Raw genomic sequence first — 19,201 nt, forward strand, 5'->3', positions numbered from 1 at the left:
TCAATTTAAAAGCGTCTGATGCTCAAAGAATTAAACTCTTCATCCGTTAAAACGGATGATTACGTAATGAATTTACGTGTTCACTCTTCAAGACTTGATACATCAAATAGTTTTGCGATATCAATCCTGCGAGTGCCCACACAGATTGTCTGATAAATTGTTAAAGAGCAGTGCGACGCGGCGCTGAGCCTGCTGTCGCGAGGTGGCGTATATTACGCTTCACCGCTGAAGAGTCAAGGTTTTTTTCCTTCCCTCTCACAAGAAAATGAATCACTTCATTACCTTGCTGACCCGACCGCGTTACCGCTTTACCGTGTCAGTGGTGGCGCATTATAGGCAGCTGACAAGCGCTGGCAAGTGTTATTTGTAAAAAGAAATCCGATCGTATCAATTTTAGTCAGCTTAGTTAATTTTAATTCACTTAGCCTGATAAGGCTGCGAAATCTTGCGCAAAGCGCCTTACCTGCTGCCAGTCCGTATATTCCACCTCTTTACTGGCATTGGTTTCACCCCCGGTTATGCGCATAATAAATTGAATCGTGATGCGGTCAAACCAGCTATAACGGGGATAACGTAACGCACCAGCAAAGACGGCGCAACAGTCAGGCTCCCAAGGCGTACTAAGCAGAAACTTGCGGGTATAAACGTTAGTTTGGGGGGTTCGTTTTTCCGGCTTTCTTGCTGTCAGGTTGACGGAAAAAAAACCGCTGATGCGCTCCCGCAAGGCCGGCAAATTATTCGCAACAAATTTGGCCACTGCCGGATGAAAACGACCATAGCGTATGGAGGCACCGATCAGCACGCGATCATAATTCTCCCATTCAATGTGACTGGCGTGCAAAATATTCACAATGTCACAGGGATAAATATGTTTAATTTCCGAGGCGATTGCTGCAGCGATTTCACGAGTCTGGCCATCTCTACTAGAAAATATAATCAGTGTTTTCAACATTGTCACTCCCTGTTATTCACGCCAGAAGGTAGGGGTAAACAACACCAGCAGTGTGAAAACCTCCAGTCGTCCGAACAGCATAGTTAAAATAAGTATCCATTTTGCGACATCGTTCATCGACGCGAAATTATCCGCGACGACACCCAGACCGGGTCCCAGATTGTTGAGCGTAGCGGCTACGGCGGCAAATGCAGAGAAATCGTCCACCCCAGTAGCGATAATAGCCAACATACTCAGGATAAACACTAGCGCATAAGCGGAGAAAAAGCCCCAGACTGATTCAAGGATCCGTTCGCTCAGAGCACGATCCCCCAATTTGATAGTATATACCGCGTTGGGGTGAACCAAACGTTTCAGCTCACGATAGCCCTGCTTAAACAAAAGCAGAATACGAATAACTTTCAAGCCGCCACCGGTTGAGCCGGCGCAGCCGCCAATGAAAGCTGAGCATAACAGTAACACAGGCAAAAACAGCGGCCAGCGAGCGATGCTATCAGTAGTAAAGCCCGCAGTAGTGGCCATAGATACAACCTGAAAAAAAGCCTGATTGAGTGTCTGACCAAAACTGGTATAGACATGATGAAAATACAGCACCAGCGTACAAACGATCACCAGCGTCAACTGCACACCAATGAACATACGAAACTCGGGGTCGCGCCAGTAAACTTTCAAACTACGCCCGCTGAGCAATGCAAAGTGCAAACCGTAATTGCAGCCAGAAATAAGTAAGAAAATAGCAATGATGGTGTTAATTGTAGGGCTATGAAAATAGCCAATGCTGGCGTCATGGGTAGAAAAGCCACCAATCGCAATGGTGGAAAAACTATGGCTAATTGCATCGAACAAGGACATTCCAGCCAGCCAAAGGGAAATTGCGCAGGCTACGGTAAGCAGAACATAAATAAACCATAATGTTTTCGCCGTTTCGGCGATGCGTGGACGCATTTTATTATCTTTTAACGGCCCGGGCATTTCTGCACGATAAAGCTGCATCCCCCCCACGCCGAGAATTGGCAGAATAGCTACCGCCAATACAATGATCCCCATACCGCCAAACCATTGCAACATTTGACGATAGAATAAAATAGCTTTAGGCAGAGAATCCAGCCCTACCAAGGTTGTTGCGCCAGTAGTCGTCAATCCGGAGAAAGATTCGAAAAAAGCGTCGGTGACAGAGAGGTTTGGACGTTCGGCAAAAATAAAAGGCATCGCGCCCACGCTACCAAGAACCGTCCAGAATAAAACAACGATCAAAAATCCTTCACGTGGCTTAAGCTCACCACGCTGTTTACGATTGGGCCACCATAATAACAGGCCAATAGACAAAGCTATGAAAAAAGTCTGGGTAAATGCTCGCCCCGCACCATCACGATAAATAAGCGCAACTAAACCCGGTACGATCATAGTTCCAGAAAAAAGAATGACCAGCAGGCCCACAATGCGGGTGATGGCGCGAAAATGCATGAAAGTTCCTTACCTCATTGATCCAACGGCTTAATACTGAGCGTGCCACGACTAAGATCGGTCAACCGCGATTTAAAACCATTGACCTGGCTAAAAGGCAGCGCCAGTCTCAGCACCACCCGATCGGTAAAATCCGAGCTGACCAGCGAACCTGAAGCCCATCGAATTAACCTTTCAATATCAGCCAGCTGCGAATAGTCGCAGTAAAGATGGAAGGAGAGCATCGGCATCTTGAGCTGACGTTTTAGCAGCTTTAACGCTTGCTGAACGCCATTGCCATAAGCTCTGACCAGGCCACCGGTTCCCAGCTGAATCCCGCCATAATAGCGGATGATCACGGCGGTAATTTCACCAATGCCACTACCCATAAGCTGCGCCAGCATCGGCTTGCCCGCCGTACCTGATGGCTCACCATCATCTGAAAAGCCCAGTTTCTGTGAATCTATCGGTGCCCCCGCAACCCATGCCCAACAATGATGGCGAGCATCAGGATGCTGCTCACGGATGACTTGTACAAAACTACGCGCAGCTTCCACCCCTTCAGTATGCTGGAGTAACGTAATGAAGCGGCTTTTTTTTATCTCTTCACTGAAGCTAACAGCTTCTGCGGGAATATCGTAGGCATCCATTATTTCAGATTAAGATCACGGGTCATATTTTCAACGCGAGTATGATGAAATACCACGTTATCTTCAATGCGAATACCACCATAAGCTTTGAAGGCGTCAATAAGCGACCAGTTAAAATGCTGGCTCAAACGCCCCTCACGCCAGGGGGCGAGCAAAGACTCGATAAAGTAGATCCCCGGCTCAATAGTCAGCACCATGCCGGGTTCTATCACACGGGTGCAGCGTAGAAAGGGATATTGCTCCGGGGCGGTCAAATGCATTCCACTATCATCCTGCATAAAACCGGCAACGTCATGCACCTGTAATCCAAGTGGATGGCCCAATCCGTGAGGCATAAACGGCCCAGTAATATCTTCGACTAACAACACCTCTTCGCTAAGCCCTTTCACCAGATCATGCTTTAAAAGCAACCGGGCGATGCGCTGATGCATTTGTAAATGATAATCGCTATAACGCACGCCCGTTTTAAGATCAGCAATCAATGCCTGCTGCTCGTTGTCAATATCTGCCAATAGTGCAGCAAATTCGCTGCCGGGCTGAGCCGCATAACTGCGCGTAATATCCGCTGCATAACCATTATATTCAGCACCAGCATCCAAAAGAAAACTATAAAACTTTTGTGGCGCCTGCTGGTCAAGCTGAGTGTAATGCAATACGGCTGCGTGTTCATTTAACGCCACGATATTACCGTAAGGTACATCAATATCACGGTGTCCTGTGGCACTGAGGTAGGCCACATTAATATCAAACTCGCTCATTTCAGCCTGAAAAGCCTCTTTTGCCGCATGATGACCCAATACAGCGATTTTTTGCGCCTGTCGCATGCAGGCTAGTTCATAGCCAGTTTTATAAGCGCGGTAAAAATGGAGATAATCGATCAGCGCCTGAGGGTTGATATTACAGGCCTTGAAGCCCAGCTGGGAGGCTCGCTGAATAACCGGGCCGATATAAGCAACGTTGGTGCGCTGAGTAGGGAGCAGCCTCGCAATATCATCAGCATTACGCAATACGATAATATCGACTTCATTGCGCCAGAAACTTTGCGGTAGCGGCTTCACGTTATGCCAGTAATCTATTGGCGAATAAAACCACAGTTTGGGCTTATTAACACCATCAATCCATAACCAGCAGTTGGGTAAATCTGTTAGCGGAAGCCAATGTTTAAACTGCGGATTAACTTTGAATGGATAATGATGATCGTCGAGAAAAGCTGTCAGTAACTCGCCTGAATGAATCAGCATTGCATCCAGTTCAGTTCGCGCCAACGCCTGTTGCGCCCTACCTTGCAAAATTTGCAGATGCTCCTGATACAGCGCAACCAGTGAATCCATCCCATACCTCCGATTAAGTCATTTGCCAGCATCTTACCATAGCAGGCCAAACATTGGCTTTATCAGGTCATTGTGATCGTCACGGCAATTTATAGATATTTTTTTGCATTTTATTAACATCCATCTCACACTCAACTGAACTGGTAAGACCAGATAACTTATGTAGCTTCAGGAGAACACCATGCTCTATCAAAGCGAGACCCTTTCTCTGGAATGGATCGATGAGGGTATTGCGGAGTTAGCCTTTAACGCTCCCGGTTCGGTCAATAAGCTGGATACGCAAACCGTTGGCTGCCTGCACGAAGCTATCAACGTGCTCGAACAGCAACCCCGGCTAAAAGGCGTACTGCTCAGCTCACGAAAAGCAGCGTTTATTGTCGGTGCTGATATTACTGAATTTCTCGCTTTGTTTGAGGCGCCAACTGAAAAGCTGACCCGATGGCTGGACTACGCCAACAACATCTTCTCACGTCTGGAGGATTTACCCGTTCCGACGCTCTCTGCCGTGAACGGCTATGCACTCGGCGGCGGCTGTGAATGTATTCTTGCCACAGATTTCCGACTGGCGACGCCGAATGCGCGCATTGGTTTACCGGAAACCCAGCTGGGTATTATACCGGGCTTTGGCGGCTCGGTACGTCTACCGCGTCTGTTAGGCGCCGACAGCGCGTTGGAAATCATTGCGGCGGGCAAAGACATTACGGCAGATCAAGCACTTCGCACAGGCCTGGTCGACGCAGTTGTCACACCAGAGAAGCTGCATGGTGCCGCACTGAAAATGCTAAAAGCGGCCATGAATGATGAGCTTGACTGGCAGGCGCGCCGGGCGCCTAAGCTGGCACCGCTTAGCCTTAGCAAAGTTGAAGCTGCCATGAGTTTTACCACGGCAAAGGGGCTGGTGATGCAAACAGCAGGCAAGCATTATCCTGCGCCGATGAAAGCAGTCGAAACCATAGAAGCTGCTGCTGGTTTCGAGCGCAACGAGGCATTGAAACTTGAAACGGAGAGTTTTGTCACTCTGGCACAGAGCAACCAGGCACGGGCGCTGGTCGGTATTTTCCTTAACGATCAGTACGTAAAAAATAAAGCGAAAAAGCTAACGCAAAACACCAATCTACCTGAGCGAGCCGCAGTGCTGGGCGCGGGCATCATGGGCGGCGGCATTGCCTGGCAGTCAGCGTGGAAAGGCGTACCTGTAATACTGAAAGATATTAACCCGGACGCGCTGGTGCTGGGTATTAATGAAGCGGCGAAACTACTTAACAAACAGCTTGAACGTGGAAAAATTGACGGTCTCCAGCTGGCAAAAATAATGGGGAACATTCGGCCAACCCTGAGCTATGACGAATTTGATCGGGCAGATATCGTGGTTGAAGCCGTGGTTGAAAAGCTGACGTTAAAAATGCAGGTACTGGCAGAGACAGAAGGGACCCTGTCGGAGAATGCCATTCTTGCCTCCAATACCTCAACTATTCCTATCAGCCAGCTGGCACAAGCCTTAAAGCGCCCCTCACAGTTCTGCGGTATGCATTTTTTCAACCCAGTGCCGCGTATGCCGCTAGTGGAAGTCATTCGTGGTGAGAAAACGGCTGACAATACCATCGCTAAAGTCGTGGCATGGGCCAGTCAAATGGGAAAAACGCCCATTGTCGTTAATGACTGCCCGGGTTTCTTTGTCAACCGCGTACTTTTCCCTTACTTCGCCGCCTTCAGCCTGCTGTTACGGGACGGCGCTGACTTCCGCCAGATTGATAAAGTCATGGAAAGTCAGTTCGGCTGGCCAATGGGGCCAGCACGCTTACTGGATGTCGTCGGCCTTGATACGGCACATCACGCCCAGCAGGTTATGGCGCAGGGGTTCCCGCAGCGGATGCAAAAAGATTATCGTGACGCCATTGATGTTCTGTTTGAAGCCAAACGCTACGGTCAGAAAAACCAACGCGGTTTCTATCTTTGGCAAACCGATAATAAAGGCAAACAGCAAAAGATAAGCGATCCTGTGGTCGATGAACTGTTAAAAAGCATCAGCCAGCCGCAGCGGGTTTTCAACGATGAAGAGATAATCAGTCGAATGATGATCCCCATGCTTAACGAGGTGGTGCGCTGCCTGGAAGAAAGAATTATCTCCAGCCCGGCGGAAGCAGATATGGCGTTGGTCTATGGCCTCGGCTTCCCACCCTTCCACGGTGGCGCATTCCGCTATTTAGACTCCCTGGGTAGCGACAAGGTGTTGGCACTGACAGCGCGTTTTGTCGGGCTTGGGCCGCTTTACCAGCTACCTGAAGCGCTGCATGAAAAAGCCCGCAGTGGCGGCCATTGGTATCCGCGACCTGCTGCTATTGATGACGATTTATTAAAAACGGCCTGAGGAAAACAGCATGGAAAAGGTAGTAATCGTTGACGCTATTCGCACCCCGATGGGCCGTTCCAGGGGAGGTGCCTTTCGCCAGGTGCGCGCTGAGGATCTCTCCTCTCACCTGATACGTTCGCTGTTAAACCGCAACCCGTCTGTCGTGGCCGCAGAACTTGATGATATTTACTGGGGCTGCGTACAGCAAACCCTTGAACAAGGATTTAACATAGCGCGTAACGCCGCCTTGTTAGCAGAAATTCCTCATCACGTTCCGGCAACAACCGTAAACAGGCTTTGTGGCTCATCGATGCAGGCACTCCATGATGCCGCAAGGGCCATTATGGTTGGTGACGCTCGCCAGTGCCTGGTCGGCGGCGTGGAGCATATGGGACATGTGCCCATGAACCACGGGGTGGATTTCCATCCGGGTCTTAGCCGTACCGTGGCCAAAGCGGCTGTCATGATGGGGCTGACGGCTGAAATGCTCGCCCGTATGCATGGTATCAGCCGCAATATGCAAGACAGTTTTGCTGCACGCTCTCACCAGCATGCCTGGGCCGCAACCCAGGCCGGACATTTTTCCGCTGAAATTATACCGACCAACGGTCATGACGCCGACGGGGCGCTGATGCGCTATACCAGTGATGAGGTCATCCGACCGGATACCACCACAGAGGGCCTGGCCGCGCTCAAACCAGCATTTGATCCGGTTAAAGGCACTGTTACCGCAGGTAGCTCTTCCGCACTCTCAGATGGCGCTGCAGCCATGTTGATAATGGGCGAGCAGCGCGCTAAAGCGCTGGGACTGAAACCTCGTGCACACATCCGCGCAATGGCGGTCGTTGGCTGCGATCCGTCGATAATGGGTTATGGTCCGGTACCTGCGACACAACTTGCGTTAAAACGCGCTGGTCTTAGCCTAAGCGATATCGGGCTTTTTGAAATCAATGAAGCCTTCGCCGCGCAGGCTCTACCCTGTATTAAAGATCTTGAGCTGATGGAGCGGCTGGATGACAAAGTTAATCTTAATGGCGGGGCGATTGCACTTGGTCACCCTCTTGGCTGCTCCGGAGCACGTATCAGCACCACCCTGCTCAATCTGATGGAGCGAAAAGATGTACAGTTTGGCGTGGCAACCATGTGCATTGGCCTCGGTCAGGGCATTGCTACCATACTCGAGCGCGGATAAGAGGCTGGTAAAAAAGAATACGGTGGAGTGGCTCGAAGATGGCAAACAATTTCCGCCGGGTAGCCGGCGGTTTTTTGAATCTCAGATAAAAGCAAACGCATCACCATAAATTGCCGCCCCTTCAGCATCACGCTCGGCACAGAAGCGTTCACGGGCAATTTTCGCCATCTCAAAGCGACCGGCAATATAAATATCATGTCCTGCCAGCGAGGGATAATCCTGCATCACAGCCGTAAGTACGGTGCCACTTCGACCCGGCCAATCCTCTTGCGGCTGCTCGACAACCGGCACCACATTGAGATTGGCATGACGCACAGCCAGCGCATTGAGCTCTACGAGATCATAGAGATGTTTTATCTCGCGGCCGCCCCAGTAAAGCGCAATATGACGGTTGGGCTGCTGCGCTAGCGCGGTAAGCAGTATTGAGCGCACATAAGAAAAGCCAGTACCACCAGCAATCAGAACCAGCGGCCGCTCGCTGTCTTCGCGTAACCATGCATTGCCATGAGGTATATCAACGATTACCTTACGTTCTTGTTTAATACGATCCATTACTGCCATGGCATAAAGATTATGTTCAGAGGCTCCAATATGCAGCTCGATGATATCTTTTTCCATTGGCGTTGATGCCAGCGAGAAAGGACGCTTGTCGCGCTCATCCATCACCACCATAAGATACTGGCCAGCACGAAAATTAAAATCAGCGGCTGGCACCAGTCGCACCCGGTAAACGGTATCGGCAATTGCCTCAACGGACGTTACTTTACAGCTCAATATTGTCATGCGTTCGCTCTGCAGGGTCGTAATTAATTCAGTTTGTCCGTTTTTGTAGCGGACGTATTTATAATTGCCAGCTCGTCCCATATAGCATCAATGCGCGCGGTAACATCGGGATCTTTACGTATCGGTCGTCCCCATTCGCGCGTGGTTTCACCCGGCCATTTATTAGTGGCATCCATACCCATTTTAGAACCCAAACCGGAAACGGGCGAAGCAAAATCCAGATAATCAATCGGCGTATTTTCCACCAAAACCGTATCTCTGGCCGGATCCATACGGGTTGTAATTGCCCAGATGACGTCGTTCCAGTCGCGAGCATTGATATCATCATCACAGACAATAACGAATTTGGTATACATAAACTGACGCAAGAACGACCAGACGCCCATCATTACGCGTTTTGCATGACCGGCATACTGTTTTTTCATTGTAACGACCGCCAGCCGGTATGAGCAGCCTTCAGGCGGTAGATAGAAATCAACAATTTCCGGAAACTGTTTTTGCAGAATCGGAACAAAAACCTCATTTAGCGCAACACCCAGCACCGCGGGTTCATCCGGCGGACGACCGGTATAAGTTGAGTGATAGATAGCATCACTGCGCTGCGTAATATGGGTTACCGTAAATACCGGAAAACTGTCCACTTCATTATAGTAGCCGGTATGATCGCCATAGGGCCCTTCCGGCGCTACCTCGCCAGGCTCAATGTATCCCTCAAGGATAATTTCAGCGCTAGCCGGAACGTCGAGCTCATTGGAAACACATTTAACCACTTCGGTTTTTGTTCCACGCAGCAGGCCAGCAAATGCATATTCAGAAAGCGTATCCGGCACCGGTGTCACCGCCCCGAGAATCGTTGCCGGATCGGCACCCAGAGCAACAGCTATCGGAAAGCGTTTACCCGGGTGTTGCTGGCACCACTCCTGAAAATCCAACGCCCCCCCGCGATGGGACAGCCAGCGCATGATCAGTTTATTCCTGCCGATAACCTGCTGGCGATAGACTCCCAGATTCTGGCGCTCTTTGGCTGGCCCGCGAGTGACGGTTAACCCCCAGGTAATCAGCGGCGCGGCATCATCTGGCCAGCACTGCATAACCGGTATGCGCCGCAAATCGACATCATCGCCCTGCCATATCTGCTGCTGGCAGGGCGCGCTGCGCAGCCGTTTGGTTGGCATATTCAGCACCTGCTTCCACTGAGGGATCTTGTCGAAAAAATCACGAAAACCACGTGGCGGCTCCGGCTCTTTAAGAAAAGCCAGTAGCCTGCCAACATCACGCAGCGCGCTGACATCTTCCTGCCCCATACCGAGCGCAACGCGTCCGGGCGTGCCAAATAAATTGCACAGCACTGGCATGCTATATCCTTTCGGATTTTCAAACAAAAGGGCCGGGCCGCCAGCGCGTAACGTACGGTCGGCGATCTCAGTCATTTCGAGGTAGGGATCGACAGACTGTTTGACTCTTTTCAGTTCCCCGCGCTGTTCAAGCAGGGCAATAAAATCGCGTAAGTCGTGGTATCTCATGACTTCTCTTTTTACCATCTGTGGGACTGATCATTATAGAGTTCAATTTTTTATAGTGATACCTCAGCAGTGGCTAACGGCTCAATCCGACAACATCGGCGCACATCTGGAAGACGACCTTATGGTGGTTGCCAGCTGGCCCGGCAGTCACTATCATTATCCATTTATTATTATCAGCCGCCTGATAGTGGGAAAACGACGTATGATGGGATCCTGGCATCTTCTGTACTGCAAACGTGGTCAGCTAATGCGCGCTAGAGAACACCTTGAGCGCCAGAGCGTGAATTGCCTCAGCCCGATGATTACAATGGACAAGCTGGTGCGGGGAAGACGTACTCAGGTTAATGAACCGCTGTTTCCTAACTATCTGTTCATTGAATTCGATCCGGAAGTGATTCATACAACGACCATCAGTGCAACCCGTGGCGTCAGCCATTTTGTTCGCTTTAGCAATCATCCCGCCACCGTGCCACCGGATGTCATTCAGGGGTTACAAAACAAAGCGCCTAAAACCGGCATTGATCCAGCACTACCACAGCCAGGCGACCAAGTTGTTATTACTTCCGGCGCTTTTGAAGGGCTGCACGCTATTTTTACCGAACCGGATGGTGAAGCTCGTTCGATGCTATTGCTCAACCTGCTTAATAAACAGGTCACACACATCATGGAAAATAAACAGTTCCATAAGTTAGTACACTAATAGGTTTGCAAATCTGTAAACATCAAAAAAAACGGGCCGGACATCCGACCCCGAAAGCTTAACGTGCTTGCATCTTTTCATTGTGAAGCCACTGCGCTACTCGTTTAGAAAAGTAGGTCAGTATGCCGGTTGCCCCGGCACGTTTAAAACAAAGCAGCGACTCCATCACCGCTGGCTTTTCTGCCAGCCACCCGTTCTGTATCGCCGCCATATGCATGGCATATTCGCCCGAGACCTGATAAGCAAAAGTCGGAACACCGAAGGTATCTTTAACGCGGCGTATGATGTCCAGGTAAGGCATACCCGGTTTGACCATCACCATATCAGCACCTTCCTGCAAATCCTGGGCAATTTCCTGCAAAGCTTCATCGCTATTAGCCGGATCCATCTGATAGGTCATTTTATTGCCGCCTTTCAGATTGCCCGCAGAACCGATGGCATCGCGAAACGGACCATAATAGCAGGAAGCGTATTTTGCCGAATAAGCCATAATCTGAGTATTAACCTGTCGTTCTGACTCCAGACGATCGCGGATAGCGGCAATACGTCCATCCATCATGTCGCTGGGAGCGACGATTTCGGCTCCGGCCTCGGCGTGGGAAAGCGCCTGCCGCACCAGAATCTCTTTAGTTATATCGTTGATGACATAACCCTCGTGATCAATGACTCCATCCTGACCGTGGGTCGTATAGGGATCGAGAGCAACGTCAGTTAACAGCCCCAGTTCTGGTACCGCATCTTTCAATACCCGCACGCTACGCTGTACCAGTCCATCGGGATTATAAGCCTCATCAGCCTGTAGAGATTTCTTATCCGCCTCGATAACCGGGAACAGCGACAGAACCGGAACGCCAAGTTTGGCAACCTCTTCTGCTTCTTTTAACAGCAGATCGATAGTCATACGATAGACGCCTGGCATTGAGGGCACTTGTTGCTTCTTATTCTGTCCTTCCATCACGAAGACCGGGTAGATCAGGTCATTAATGGTCAGCTGGTTTTCCGCCGCGAGGCGGCGGCTGAAATCATGACAACGAATGCGACGCAGGCGGCGTCCGGGAAAGCTCCCTGGAAACACATAACTCATTTTTCTTTTCTCCGGATTACTAGAGGCCCGGCCTTGTCAAAGTTGAAAAAGTCGGCGCGTATTTTCATTAGTTTTCTGCGCCAGCATTTCAGCCTCTTCACCACGCCAGCGGGCAACCTGCTGAACAATATGGGGCAGAAAACAGGGTTCATTCCGGCGAGAAACCGGCTGAGGGCGTATATCGCGCGGTAGCAGATACGGTGCATCAGTCTCCAGTAGCAGTCTGTCCAGCGGTATACACGGCAAAAGCGCTCGTTGCTCAAGGCCACGGCGCTCGTCGCATACCCAACCGGTAATGCCGATATGAAGCCCGGCAGCAAGGCATTCGTCCAGCTCAGCAAGGGTGCCGGTGAAGCAGTGGATCACCGCCCCCCTCAGCTGCGGTATCCACGGCTTTAATATTGCCATAAAGCGTGAGTGCGCATCACGGCAGTGAAGAAAAACGGGTAATTGCAGTTCACTCGCCAGCGCCAGTTGAGCATTAAAAGCATAAGCCTGCTGTTCGGGAGTGGAAAAATTACGGTTAAAATCAAGCCCGCATTCACCCATTGCCACCACCTGCGCGTGGCGGGCAAGACCACGTAGCGTTCCTGCTATTTCGGCTGACCATTCACTGGCATGATGTGGATGGACTCCTGCCGTTGACCAGCAAAAGCCCTCATTTTCACAGGCAAGAGCCAGCGCCTGTTGGCTCTCCAGCGCGTTGGTCCCGGTAATTAATATGCCGGTGACACCCGCATCACAAGCCCTTTTAATCACCTGACAGCGATCTTTGGCAAATCGTGTACTGGTAAGATTTACACCAATATCAAACATGAGCCTTCCAAACATTAACCGCCCGTATGGGCGGTTGTGTCATATCTGTGGTCGCCAGACTTACAATTCTGATTCAGGCTCTTCATCTTTACGACGATTTTTACCCACATAAAAGCGCGAGAAGAAAACACCGATCTCAAACAGCATATACATGGGAATTGCCAGTAAGGTTTGTGAAAATACATCCGGGGGCGTCAGGAACATTGCAACAACGAAGGCACCAACCAGAATATAGGGTCGCTTTTTTTTAAGATCCTCTGGCGAGGTTACCCCACTCCAACACAGCAGCACAATCGCTATTGGCACCTCAAATGAGACGCCAAACGCCATGAAGAGCGTCATAACAAAATCAAGATAGTTACTGATATCGGTTGCAATCATGACGCCCTGTGGTGCGGTTTTGGAAAAAAAACCAAAAGCGATGGGGAAAACCACAAAGTAAGCAAAAGAAACACCAATATAGAACAACAGTGTGCTGGAGAACAGCAGCGGCATAATCAGCTGTCGCTCATGGCGATACAGTGCAGGAGCAACAAATGCCCAGATCTGATAGAGGATGATTGGCACGGCAAGAAACACCGAGACAACGACAGTAAGCTTGATCGGCGTTAAAAAAGGCGATGCTACACCGGTTGCAATCATACTTGCGCCATGAGGCAACTGGCGGATAAGCGGTGAGGCGACCAGATGGTAAATATCGTTAGAAAAATAAAGCAGGCAGAAAAAAATCACCACCACCGCAATGATGCAGTTCAGCAGGCGTTTTCGCAGCTCGATCAGGTGGCTGATGAGCGGTTGGGTATCTTCAACGTCCATGTTTAGCGTTCATCACTAACTTCTGAAGGAGACGTAGTGTTGCGCACAGTAGCGTTCCTCGGAGTGGCGCCAACGTCAACCTGCGGCACCGAAGTTTCAGGCGACTGCTCAGGCGCGCTCGCCTGATGGTTGGCTTGAGCGGGCGTAGCACCGTCATGAGACTCTGTCGGGTCTTTTAACAGAGGATTATGGATGGTGTGAGCCTGCTGATCATGCTCTTTTTCCGGATCATTAAGATAGGTACGTCTAAGTGATTCCGCTGAATGTTTCAACTCATCCATTGATGCTTTTAGTTCCGGAGAAAGGCTGTCTTTACTTGCCTGTTCAACCTTCTTGAGGCTGTCTTGTAACTCATGTAACTTCAGCTCTTGCGCCAGCTCGTTCTGGACGTTCGCCGCCAGCGACCTCATTGCACGGATCCAACCCATAACGGTTTTTACCGCAACTGGCAATCTTTTTGGCCCCAATACCACCAGACCAATAATAAACACCAGCAGTAACTCACTAAAGCCAATGTCGAACACGGTTTATACCTGCTCTTTATCTTTTTTAATCTCGTCTTTAACGACTGTTTCCTGTGGTTGATCGTGGGTCACTCGCGCATGGAAGTCCGCATCCTGCCCGGGCTTTTTCTCTGTTTCATCGTCGTCACTCATCGCCTTCTTAAAGCCCTTAAGAGAAGCACCAAGATCGGAGCCCAGGGTACGCAGCTTTTTGGTACCAAACAATAAGACCACGATTACCGCGACAACAAGTAAATGACCAAAACTTAAACCACCTAACATTATTCGCCCCCATATATAAAGAAAGTTTTTTGCAGTATATAACAGCTCAAACCTCGCTGACGATGCTATCAACACGTTCAGAAGAGATTCATGCGGGTTATTTACGCTTCATGACAATTATTCAGTCCGACGCCAACCCACCAGCCAGCAGACGATCCCGCCTGCTATCAACAAAGCCGGAAACAGATCCAAGCCTGGGCGTTGTAATAGTATTCCAGTGCCGCTAAGGAGCAGCGTCGCACCAACGCCGAACAGGTAGCGAGACTGACTATGGCGCGTCCGCTCAATTCTCAGGTCATTGGCTAATTTATCAACGCTATGCTGCAGAAGCTTATGCTGGCGCAAGCTATCATAAAATAACTCCGGCAACTCAGGCAGTTTCTCCGCCCAGAAAGGCGCTTTATCTTTCAGGGCACGCAGCACCGCCGGCAAACCAATTTGTTCTTTGATCCAGTTTTCAAGAAATGGCTTGGCCGTTTTCCATAAGTCCAGCTGTGGATAAAGCTGACGTCCCACACCTTCCACATACAGCAACGTTTTTTGCAGCAAAACTAGCTGTGGCTGGACCTCCATATTAAAACGACGGGCGGTATTAAACAGATTAAGTAGAACGTGGCCAAACGAAATCTCAGCTAGCGGCTTTTCAAAAATAGGTTCGCATACGGTACGAATAGAAAATTCAAAGTCTTCAACGTTAGTATCAGGCGGTACCCAGCCGGAATCGACGTGAAGCTCAGCCACCCTGCGATAATCACGATTAAAAAAAGCGATAAAATTTTCGGCCAGATAGCGTTTGTCTTCTTTGTTTAGCGAACCGACAATGCCGCAATCTATACCGATGTACTGCGGATCCTCTGGATGCTCATAGCTAACAAAGATATTGCCTGGATGCATATCCGCATGAAAAAAGCTGTCGCGGAAGACCTGGGTAAAAAACACCTGCACACCACGCTCGGCCAGCAGCTTCAGGTTTACACCATGCTGCTCAAGAGCCACCAAATCGGAAATAGGAATACCGTAAATGCGCTCCATAACCAACATATTTTCGCTGCAATAATCCGGAAACACCTCGGGTACGTACAGCATTTTACTGTCTTCAAAATTGCGCCGTAACTGAATTGCATTAGCAGCTTCGCGTAACAAATTCAGCTCATCCAGCAGCGTTTTTTCATAATCAGCTACCACTTCAAGCGGCCGCAGTCGCCGGCCATCATGCAGTAGTCGGGGCACCCAGCGCGCAAGGCGATAAATCAGCTTCATATCCGCTTTGATCACTGGCACGATATCAGGACGAATGACTTTGATCACCACTTCGCGCCCGTTTTCACGCAGTGTCGCGGTATGCACCTGAGCAATAGATGCCGAAGCCAGCGGCTTCACTTCAAAATTATCGAATACGGCGCTGACCGGCTGGCCCAATGACAACTCAATCTGCTGCTGTGCTTTGTGCCCATCAAAGGGCGCGACCCTATCCTGAAGCATTGCCAGCTGATCGGCGATATTCGGTGGGAACAGGTCGCGGCGGGTAGACATCAGTTGACCGAATTTTATCCAAACCGGTCCCAGCTGCTCCAGAGCCAGGCGCAGACGTTCGCCTAATGGTTGTCCTGCATGCTTATCAGACAACCAGAAAAGGCACTTACGCCATAACCGCAGTGGAATAGCAAAGCGCGTTTTGGGTATCAGCTCATCCAGTCCATAGCTGAGAAATACGCTAATAATATAATAGAGACGTCGAATTTCACCCGGGGTCATTGCGCCTCCAGCTTGTTGAGTCGGGCGTCAAGGTCAAGCAGATGACGTTCGATTGATTCAACTTCATCCGCAAACCAGGCAGCCTCCAGCCCACCCGGCGCCAGACGCCACTCTTCGGTGATCGTCTCGGATAAATAACGTTTTTTACGCGCCGCATCCCGACCTAAAAACGCCAGATTCTTTTTCAAAATCACGCCAAGCCCGTGAGCAGCCACGTCGCCCATCCAAGGGGCAAGGTATTCAGCCGGATCAAATTCAGCAAGATCAATTAGCGCGGAAAACTGCTGTACGACCTGTAAGTCACCATCGACTTTCAGCTCACCGCTGCGAATCAAAACCGACAACTGCTGACGGTCACGAAGTTTCTTCAGCGTAGAGAGGCGAGTGTGTACGCGACAGTCAGCCTGGTCTTCCCAGACGCTGATAACATCAACCTGATGCTCACTGAATAATAAAATTAGCGGATGGGAAAGGCCCTGCAATTCAAGTGAAAGGCTACGGCCAGCAAGGCGCTGGCGGGCAGATTTCAGCCCGCGGTCGCGATAGAAAACGTAGTTGAACACTGTTTCCAGCCCAGCGGTCAACAGCGGCATGATAGTCATGAGCTTTCCTGCTTAAAACTTAAATCCACGATGCAGCGCCACTATGCCGCCAGTCAGGTTGTGAAAGCTGGTGTTTTCAAAACCAGCCGACGTCATCATCTGCTTGAGCGTTTCCTGATCCGGATGCATGCGAATTGATTCCGCCAGATAACGGTAGCTTTCTGCATCTTTCGCCACCAGCTCACCAATGCGCGGCAAAACGTGAAACGAATAAGCATCGTAGGCTTTGCTCAGCGGCTCAAACACTGGGCGGGAAAACTCCAGAATTAACAGCCTCCCGCCGGGCTTCAGCACCCGAAACATAGAGGCCAGCGCTTTGTCTTTATCCGTTACGTTGCGTAAGCCAAATGAAATGGTAATGCAATCGAATGTATTGTCGGGAAAGGGCAACGCCTCGGCATTGGCTTGCACATAGCTGACATTACCCAGTACGCCTTTATTACGCAGCTTATCGCGCCCCATTTTCAGCATAGAACTATTGATATCTGCCAGAACAACTTCACCGGTTTCACCAATAATGCGCGAGAACTTAGCGGTCAAATCGCCGGTTCCCCCAGCCAGATCCAACACTTTCTGCCCACGCCGTACGCCGCTGCAATCGATTGTGAAGCGTTTCCAGATGCGATGTATTCCCAGCGACATCAGGTCATTCATGAGATCATATTTTGCCGCCACGGAGTGAAAAACATCGGCAACCATTCCGGCTTTTTCTTCTTTCGCCACAGTGCGAAATCCGAAATGTGTCGTTTCCTCGTTATTATCTGCCATGCGCTTTGCCTACTGGATTATCTTACATTCTCGTATTGCCACAGTGTACCAGAGTCCATCTAACCTGACACCCTGAGGACGGGCTATTGCTGGCGCTGTCGCACGGTTTTATGCGGCATCGGGCTGTCATCTTGCTCATCGCCATTTTCAACCGCCGCTTCATCCTCTTCCTTTTCCGGCATCGCCTGCTGCGCCAGTTTTGGATTAATCGGACGCTTAATATCGACGCCAAGCTGGCGGAAGCGTTCGCTCTGGGCGATCAGATTTCCGCGTCCTTCACTCAGTTTTTTCATCGCCTGCCGGTAGCTTTCGCCCGCTCTATCGAGATTTAGCCCGATGGCGCTCATATCATCAACAAATAATCGCATCTTGTCGTAAAGCTTTGAGGCGCGTTCGGCAATCAATTGCGCATTGCGGCTTTGCTGTTCATAACGCCAGAGATTGCTGATTGTACGTAAAGCCACCAGCAGCGTTGTGGGGCTGACCAGCATAATATTCTGCTGTAACGCTTCATTAATCAGCTCAGGCTGGCGATCTATCGCCAGCAGAAATGCCGGTTCTACCGGAATAAACATCAGCACATAATCAAGCGAGCGTAAACCGGGTAATTGTTGATAATCTTTACGGCCCAACTGCCGTAAATGGGCGCGAATAGCGGCGATATGCTCGCTAATCGCCAGTTCACGAACGGCTTCATCCTGTGCGTTGAAGTAACGTTCATAGGCAATCAGCGTCATCTTGGCATCGATAATAACATCTTTATTTTGCGGAAGATGAACGACCACGTCCGGTAGCATTCTGCTTTGGTTTTCCAGTTGGATAGCGACCTGCGTGTCATATTCGTAACCTTCACGCAGCCCTGACGCTTCCAGCACCCGGCTGAGAATGACTTCACCCCAGTTACCCTGTGTTTTATTATCACCTTTGAGTGCGCGGGTCAGATTGATGGCCTCCTGCGCCATTTGTGCATTCAACTGTTGCAAATTTCGAATTTCATGAGTCAGCGTATGACGCTCCCGCGCCTCCTGGCCAAATCCCTCCTGAACCTGGCGACGAAATCCCTCCAGTTGTTCTCGCAGCGGCGTTATCAATGCATTAATACTTTGACGATTTTGCTCATCCACACGCCGACCATTATTTTCAAAAATACGATTTGCCAGGTTCTCAAACTGCGCGTTCAGACGCTGCTCACTGTTGACCAGCAATCGCTGCTTTTCTTCCTCGGCCAGACGGGTTTCCTCCAGACGAATCGAGACTTCGCGTAGCTCAACTTCCTGAGCGCTGTTAACTTCCAGCTGATTGCGCAGCTCTCGACTCAGCTGGTCGCACTCATTACGCCAGTGGTCAAAGTAATGAAGTTTTTCCTGAGCGGCGCTGAGCGTACCCTGCATCTGACGCAGCTCCTGTTGCTGCGCTTCATTTTGCAACAGCAGACGCTGACGCTCTGTTTCGGACTGCTGGGCGCTGTGCGTTATCAGGCGCAGCTCCCCCTGAAGCTGCCCCAGAGTCTGCTGATGGCGTAAATGCACCACCCCTGAACCAACCAACAGTCCAGCCAGTCCTGCAACAATAAAATAAACCGCCGTTATATCCATTCCGCTCTCCTACTATCCGGCTAACGAAAAAAGGTAGAGCGGCACTGTATGAATGT

At 50.2% G+C, this 19,201-nt stretch carries 18 protein-coding genes; 3 read left to right on the top strand and 15 right to left on the bottom strand.

The window, feature by feature from the left end; all coding sequences use genetic code 11:
* Window positions 1-421: 421 nt before the first annotated feature.
* From hemG to pepQ, 4 genes are read right to left on the bottom strand one after another with little or no spacing between them, the layout of a single operon-like run.
* Window positions 422-949, bottom strand: coding sequence for a menaquinone-dependent protoporphyrinogen IX dehydrogenase (gene hemG / locus BM191_RS12340; RefSeq protein WP_092878824.1), 528 nt, complete (start codon window positions 947-949; stop codon window positions 422-424).
* A gap of 15 nt (window positions 950-964) precedes the next feature.
* Window positions 965-2,416, bottom strand: a complete 1,452-nt coding sequence (gene trkH, locus BM191_RS12345; protein WP_092878624.1) for a Trk system potassium transporter TrkH — start codon at window positions 2,414-2,416, stop codon at window positions 965-967.
* A 14-nt stretch (window positions 2,417-2,430) separates the two neighbouring features.
* The gene (locus BM191_RS12350) at window positions 2,431-3,045 is read right to left on the bottom strand and encodes an IMPACT family protein (RefSeq protein WP_092878626.1); all 615 of its coding nucleotides are present in this window, start codon (window positions 3,043-3,045) and stop codon (window positions 2,431-2,433) included.
* Window positions 3,045-4,376 (bottom strand): Xaa-Pro dipeptidase, encoded by a 1,332-nt coding sequence (pepQ, locus tag BM191_RS12355; RefSeq protein WP_092878628.1) that lies wholly within the window; start codon window positions 4,374-4,376, stop codon window positions 3,045-3,047. The genes BM191_RS12350 and pepQ overlap by 1 nt, the downstream gene beginning before the upstream one ends.
* Before the next feature lie 181 nt (window positions 4,377-4,557).
* On the opposite strand from pepQ, the gene fadB reads away from it, so the two are divergent.
* Both fadB and fadA read left to right on the top strand, forming a co-directional pair.
* Window positions 4,558-6,744 carry a fatty acid oxidation complex subunit alpha FadB gene (fadB, locus tag BM191_RS12360; protein ID WP_092878630.1) on the top strand — a complete coding sequence of 729 codons (2,187 nt, stop codon included), beginning with the start codon at window positions 4,558-4,560 and terminating at the stop codon, window positions 6,742-6,744.
* A 10-nt stretch (window positions 6,745-6,754) separates the two neighbouring features.
* Complete coding sequence (fadA, locus tag BM191_RS12365; RefSeq protein ID WP_092878632.1) at window positions 6,755-7,918, top strand: acetyl-CoA C-acyltransferase FadA; 1,164 nt, start codon at window positions 6,755-6,757, stop codon at window positions 7,916-7,918.
* Window positions 7,919-7,999: 81 nt separating this feature from the next.
* Here fadA and fre read toward each other — a convergent pair whose 3' ends face one another.
* On the bottom strand, window positions 8,000-8,701 hold the full coding sequence (fre, locus tag BM191_RS12370; protein WP_092878634.1) for an NAD(P)H-flavin reductase: 702 nt from the start codon (window positions 8,699-8,701) through the stop codon (window positions 8,000-8,002).
* Window positions 8,702-8,724: 23 nt separating this feature from the next.
* A complete protein-coding gene (ubiD, locus tag BM191_RS12375) occupies window positions 8,725-10,224 on the bottom strand; it encodes a 4-hydroxy-3-polyprenylbenzoate decarboxylase (RefSeq protein ID WP_092878636.1) in 1,500 nt (499 codons plus the stop codon).
* A gap of 205 nt (window positions 10,225-10,429) precedes the next feature.
* On the opposite strand from ubiD, the gene rfaH reads away from it, so the two are divergent.
* Entirely contained in the window at window positions 10,430-10,924 is a 495-nt protein-coding gene (gene rfaH, locus BM191_RS12380) for a transcription/translation regulatory transformer protein RfaH (protein ID WP_092878826.1), read from the top strand.
* A gap of 58 nt (window positions 10,925-10,982) precedes the next feature.
* Here the strand turns inward: rfaH and hemB are convergent, their stop codons facing one another.
* From hemB to rmuC, 9 genes are all read right to left on the bottom strand, one after another.
* Window positions 10,983-12,008, bottom strand: coding sequence for a porphobilinogen synthase (hemB, locus tag BM191_RS12385; RefSeq protein ID WP_092878638.1), 1,026 nt, complete (start codon window positions 12,006-12,008; stop codon window positions 10,983-10,985).
* Between the two features lie 36 nt (window positions 12,009-12,044).
* Window positions 12,045-12,824, bottom strand: a complete 780-nt coding sequence (gene tatD / locus BM191_RS12390; protein WP_092878640.1) for a 3'-5' ssDNA/RNA exonuclease TatD — start codon at window positions 12,822-12,824, stop codon at window positions 12,045-12,047.
* Between the two features lie 60 nt (window positions 12,825-12,884).
* Window positions 12,885-13,640 (bottom strand): Sec-independent protein translocase subunit TatC, encoded by a 756-nt coding sequence (gene tatC, locus BM191_RS12395; RefSeq protein WP_092878642.1) that lies wholly within the window; start codon window positions 13,638-13,640, stop codon window positions 12,885-12,887.
* Window positions 13,641-13,642: 2 nt separating this feature from the next.
* The gene (gene tatB, locus BM191_RS12400; protein WP_092878644.1) at window positions 13,643-14,164 is read right to left on the bottom strand and encodes a Sec-independent protein translocase protein TatB; all 522 of its coding nucleotides are present in this window, start codon (window positions 14,162-14,164) and stop codon (window positions 13,643-13,645) included.
* Window positions 14,165-14,167: 3 nt separating this feature from the next.
* Window positions 14,168-14,425, bottom strand: coding sequence for a twin-arginine translocase TatA/TatE family subunit (tatA, locus tag BM191_RS12405; protein WP_092878646.1), 258 nt, complete (start codon window positions 14,423-14,425; stop codon window positions 14,168-14,170).
* Window positions 14,426-14,542: 117 nt separating this feature from the next.
* Complete coding sequence (gene ubiB / locus BM191_RS12410) at window positions 14,543-16,180, bottom strand: ubiquinone biosynthesis regulatory protein kinase UbiB (RefSeq protein WP_092878648.1); 1,638 nt, start codon at window positions 16,178-16,180, stop codon at window positions 14,543-14,545.
* Window positions 16,177-16,782 (bottom strand): ubiquinone biosynthesis protein UbiJ, encoded by a 606-nt coding sequence (gene ubiJ / locus BM191_RS12415; protein WP_092878650.1) that lies wholly within the window; start codon window positions 16,780-16,782, stop codon window positions 16,177-16,179. Before ubiJ ends, ubiB begins: the two co-directional genes overlap by 4 nt.
* Window positions 16,783-16,794: 12 nt before the next feature.
* Complete coding sequence (gene ubiE / locus BM191_RS12420) at window positions 16,795-17,550, bottom strand: bifunctional demethylmenaquinone methyltransferase/2-methoxy-6-polyprenyl-1,4-benzoquinol methylase UbiE (protein WP_092878652.1); 756 nt, start codon at window positions 17,548-17,550, stop codon at window positions 16,795-16,797.
* Window positions 17,551-17,633: 83 nt separating this feature from the next.
* A complete protein-coding gene (gene rmuC / locus BM191_RS12425) occupies window positions 17,634-19,145 on the bottom strand; it encodes a DNA recombination protein RmuC (RefSeq protein WP_092878654.1) in 1,512 nt (503 codons plus the stop codon).
* Window positions 19,146-19,201: the final 56 nt, after the last annotated feature.

Origin of the sequence: Izhakiella capsodis, from assembly GCF_900115045.1 — a bacterium.
GTDB classification, from domain to species: Bacteria; Pseudomonadota; Gammaproteobacteria; order Enterobacterales; family Enterobacteriaceae; genus Izhakiella; species Izhakiella capsodis.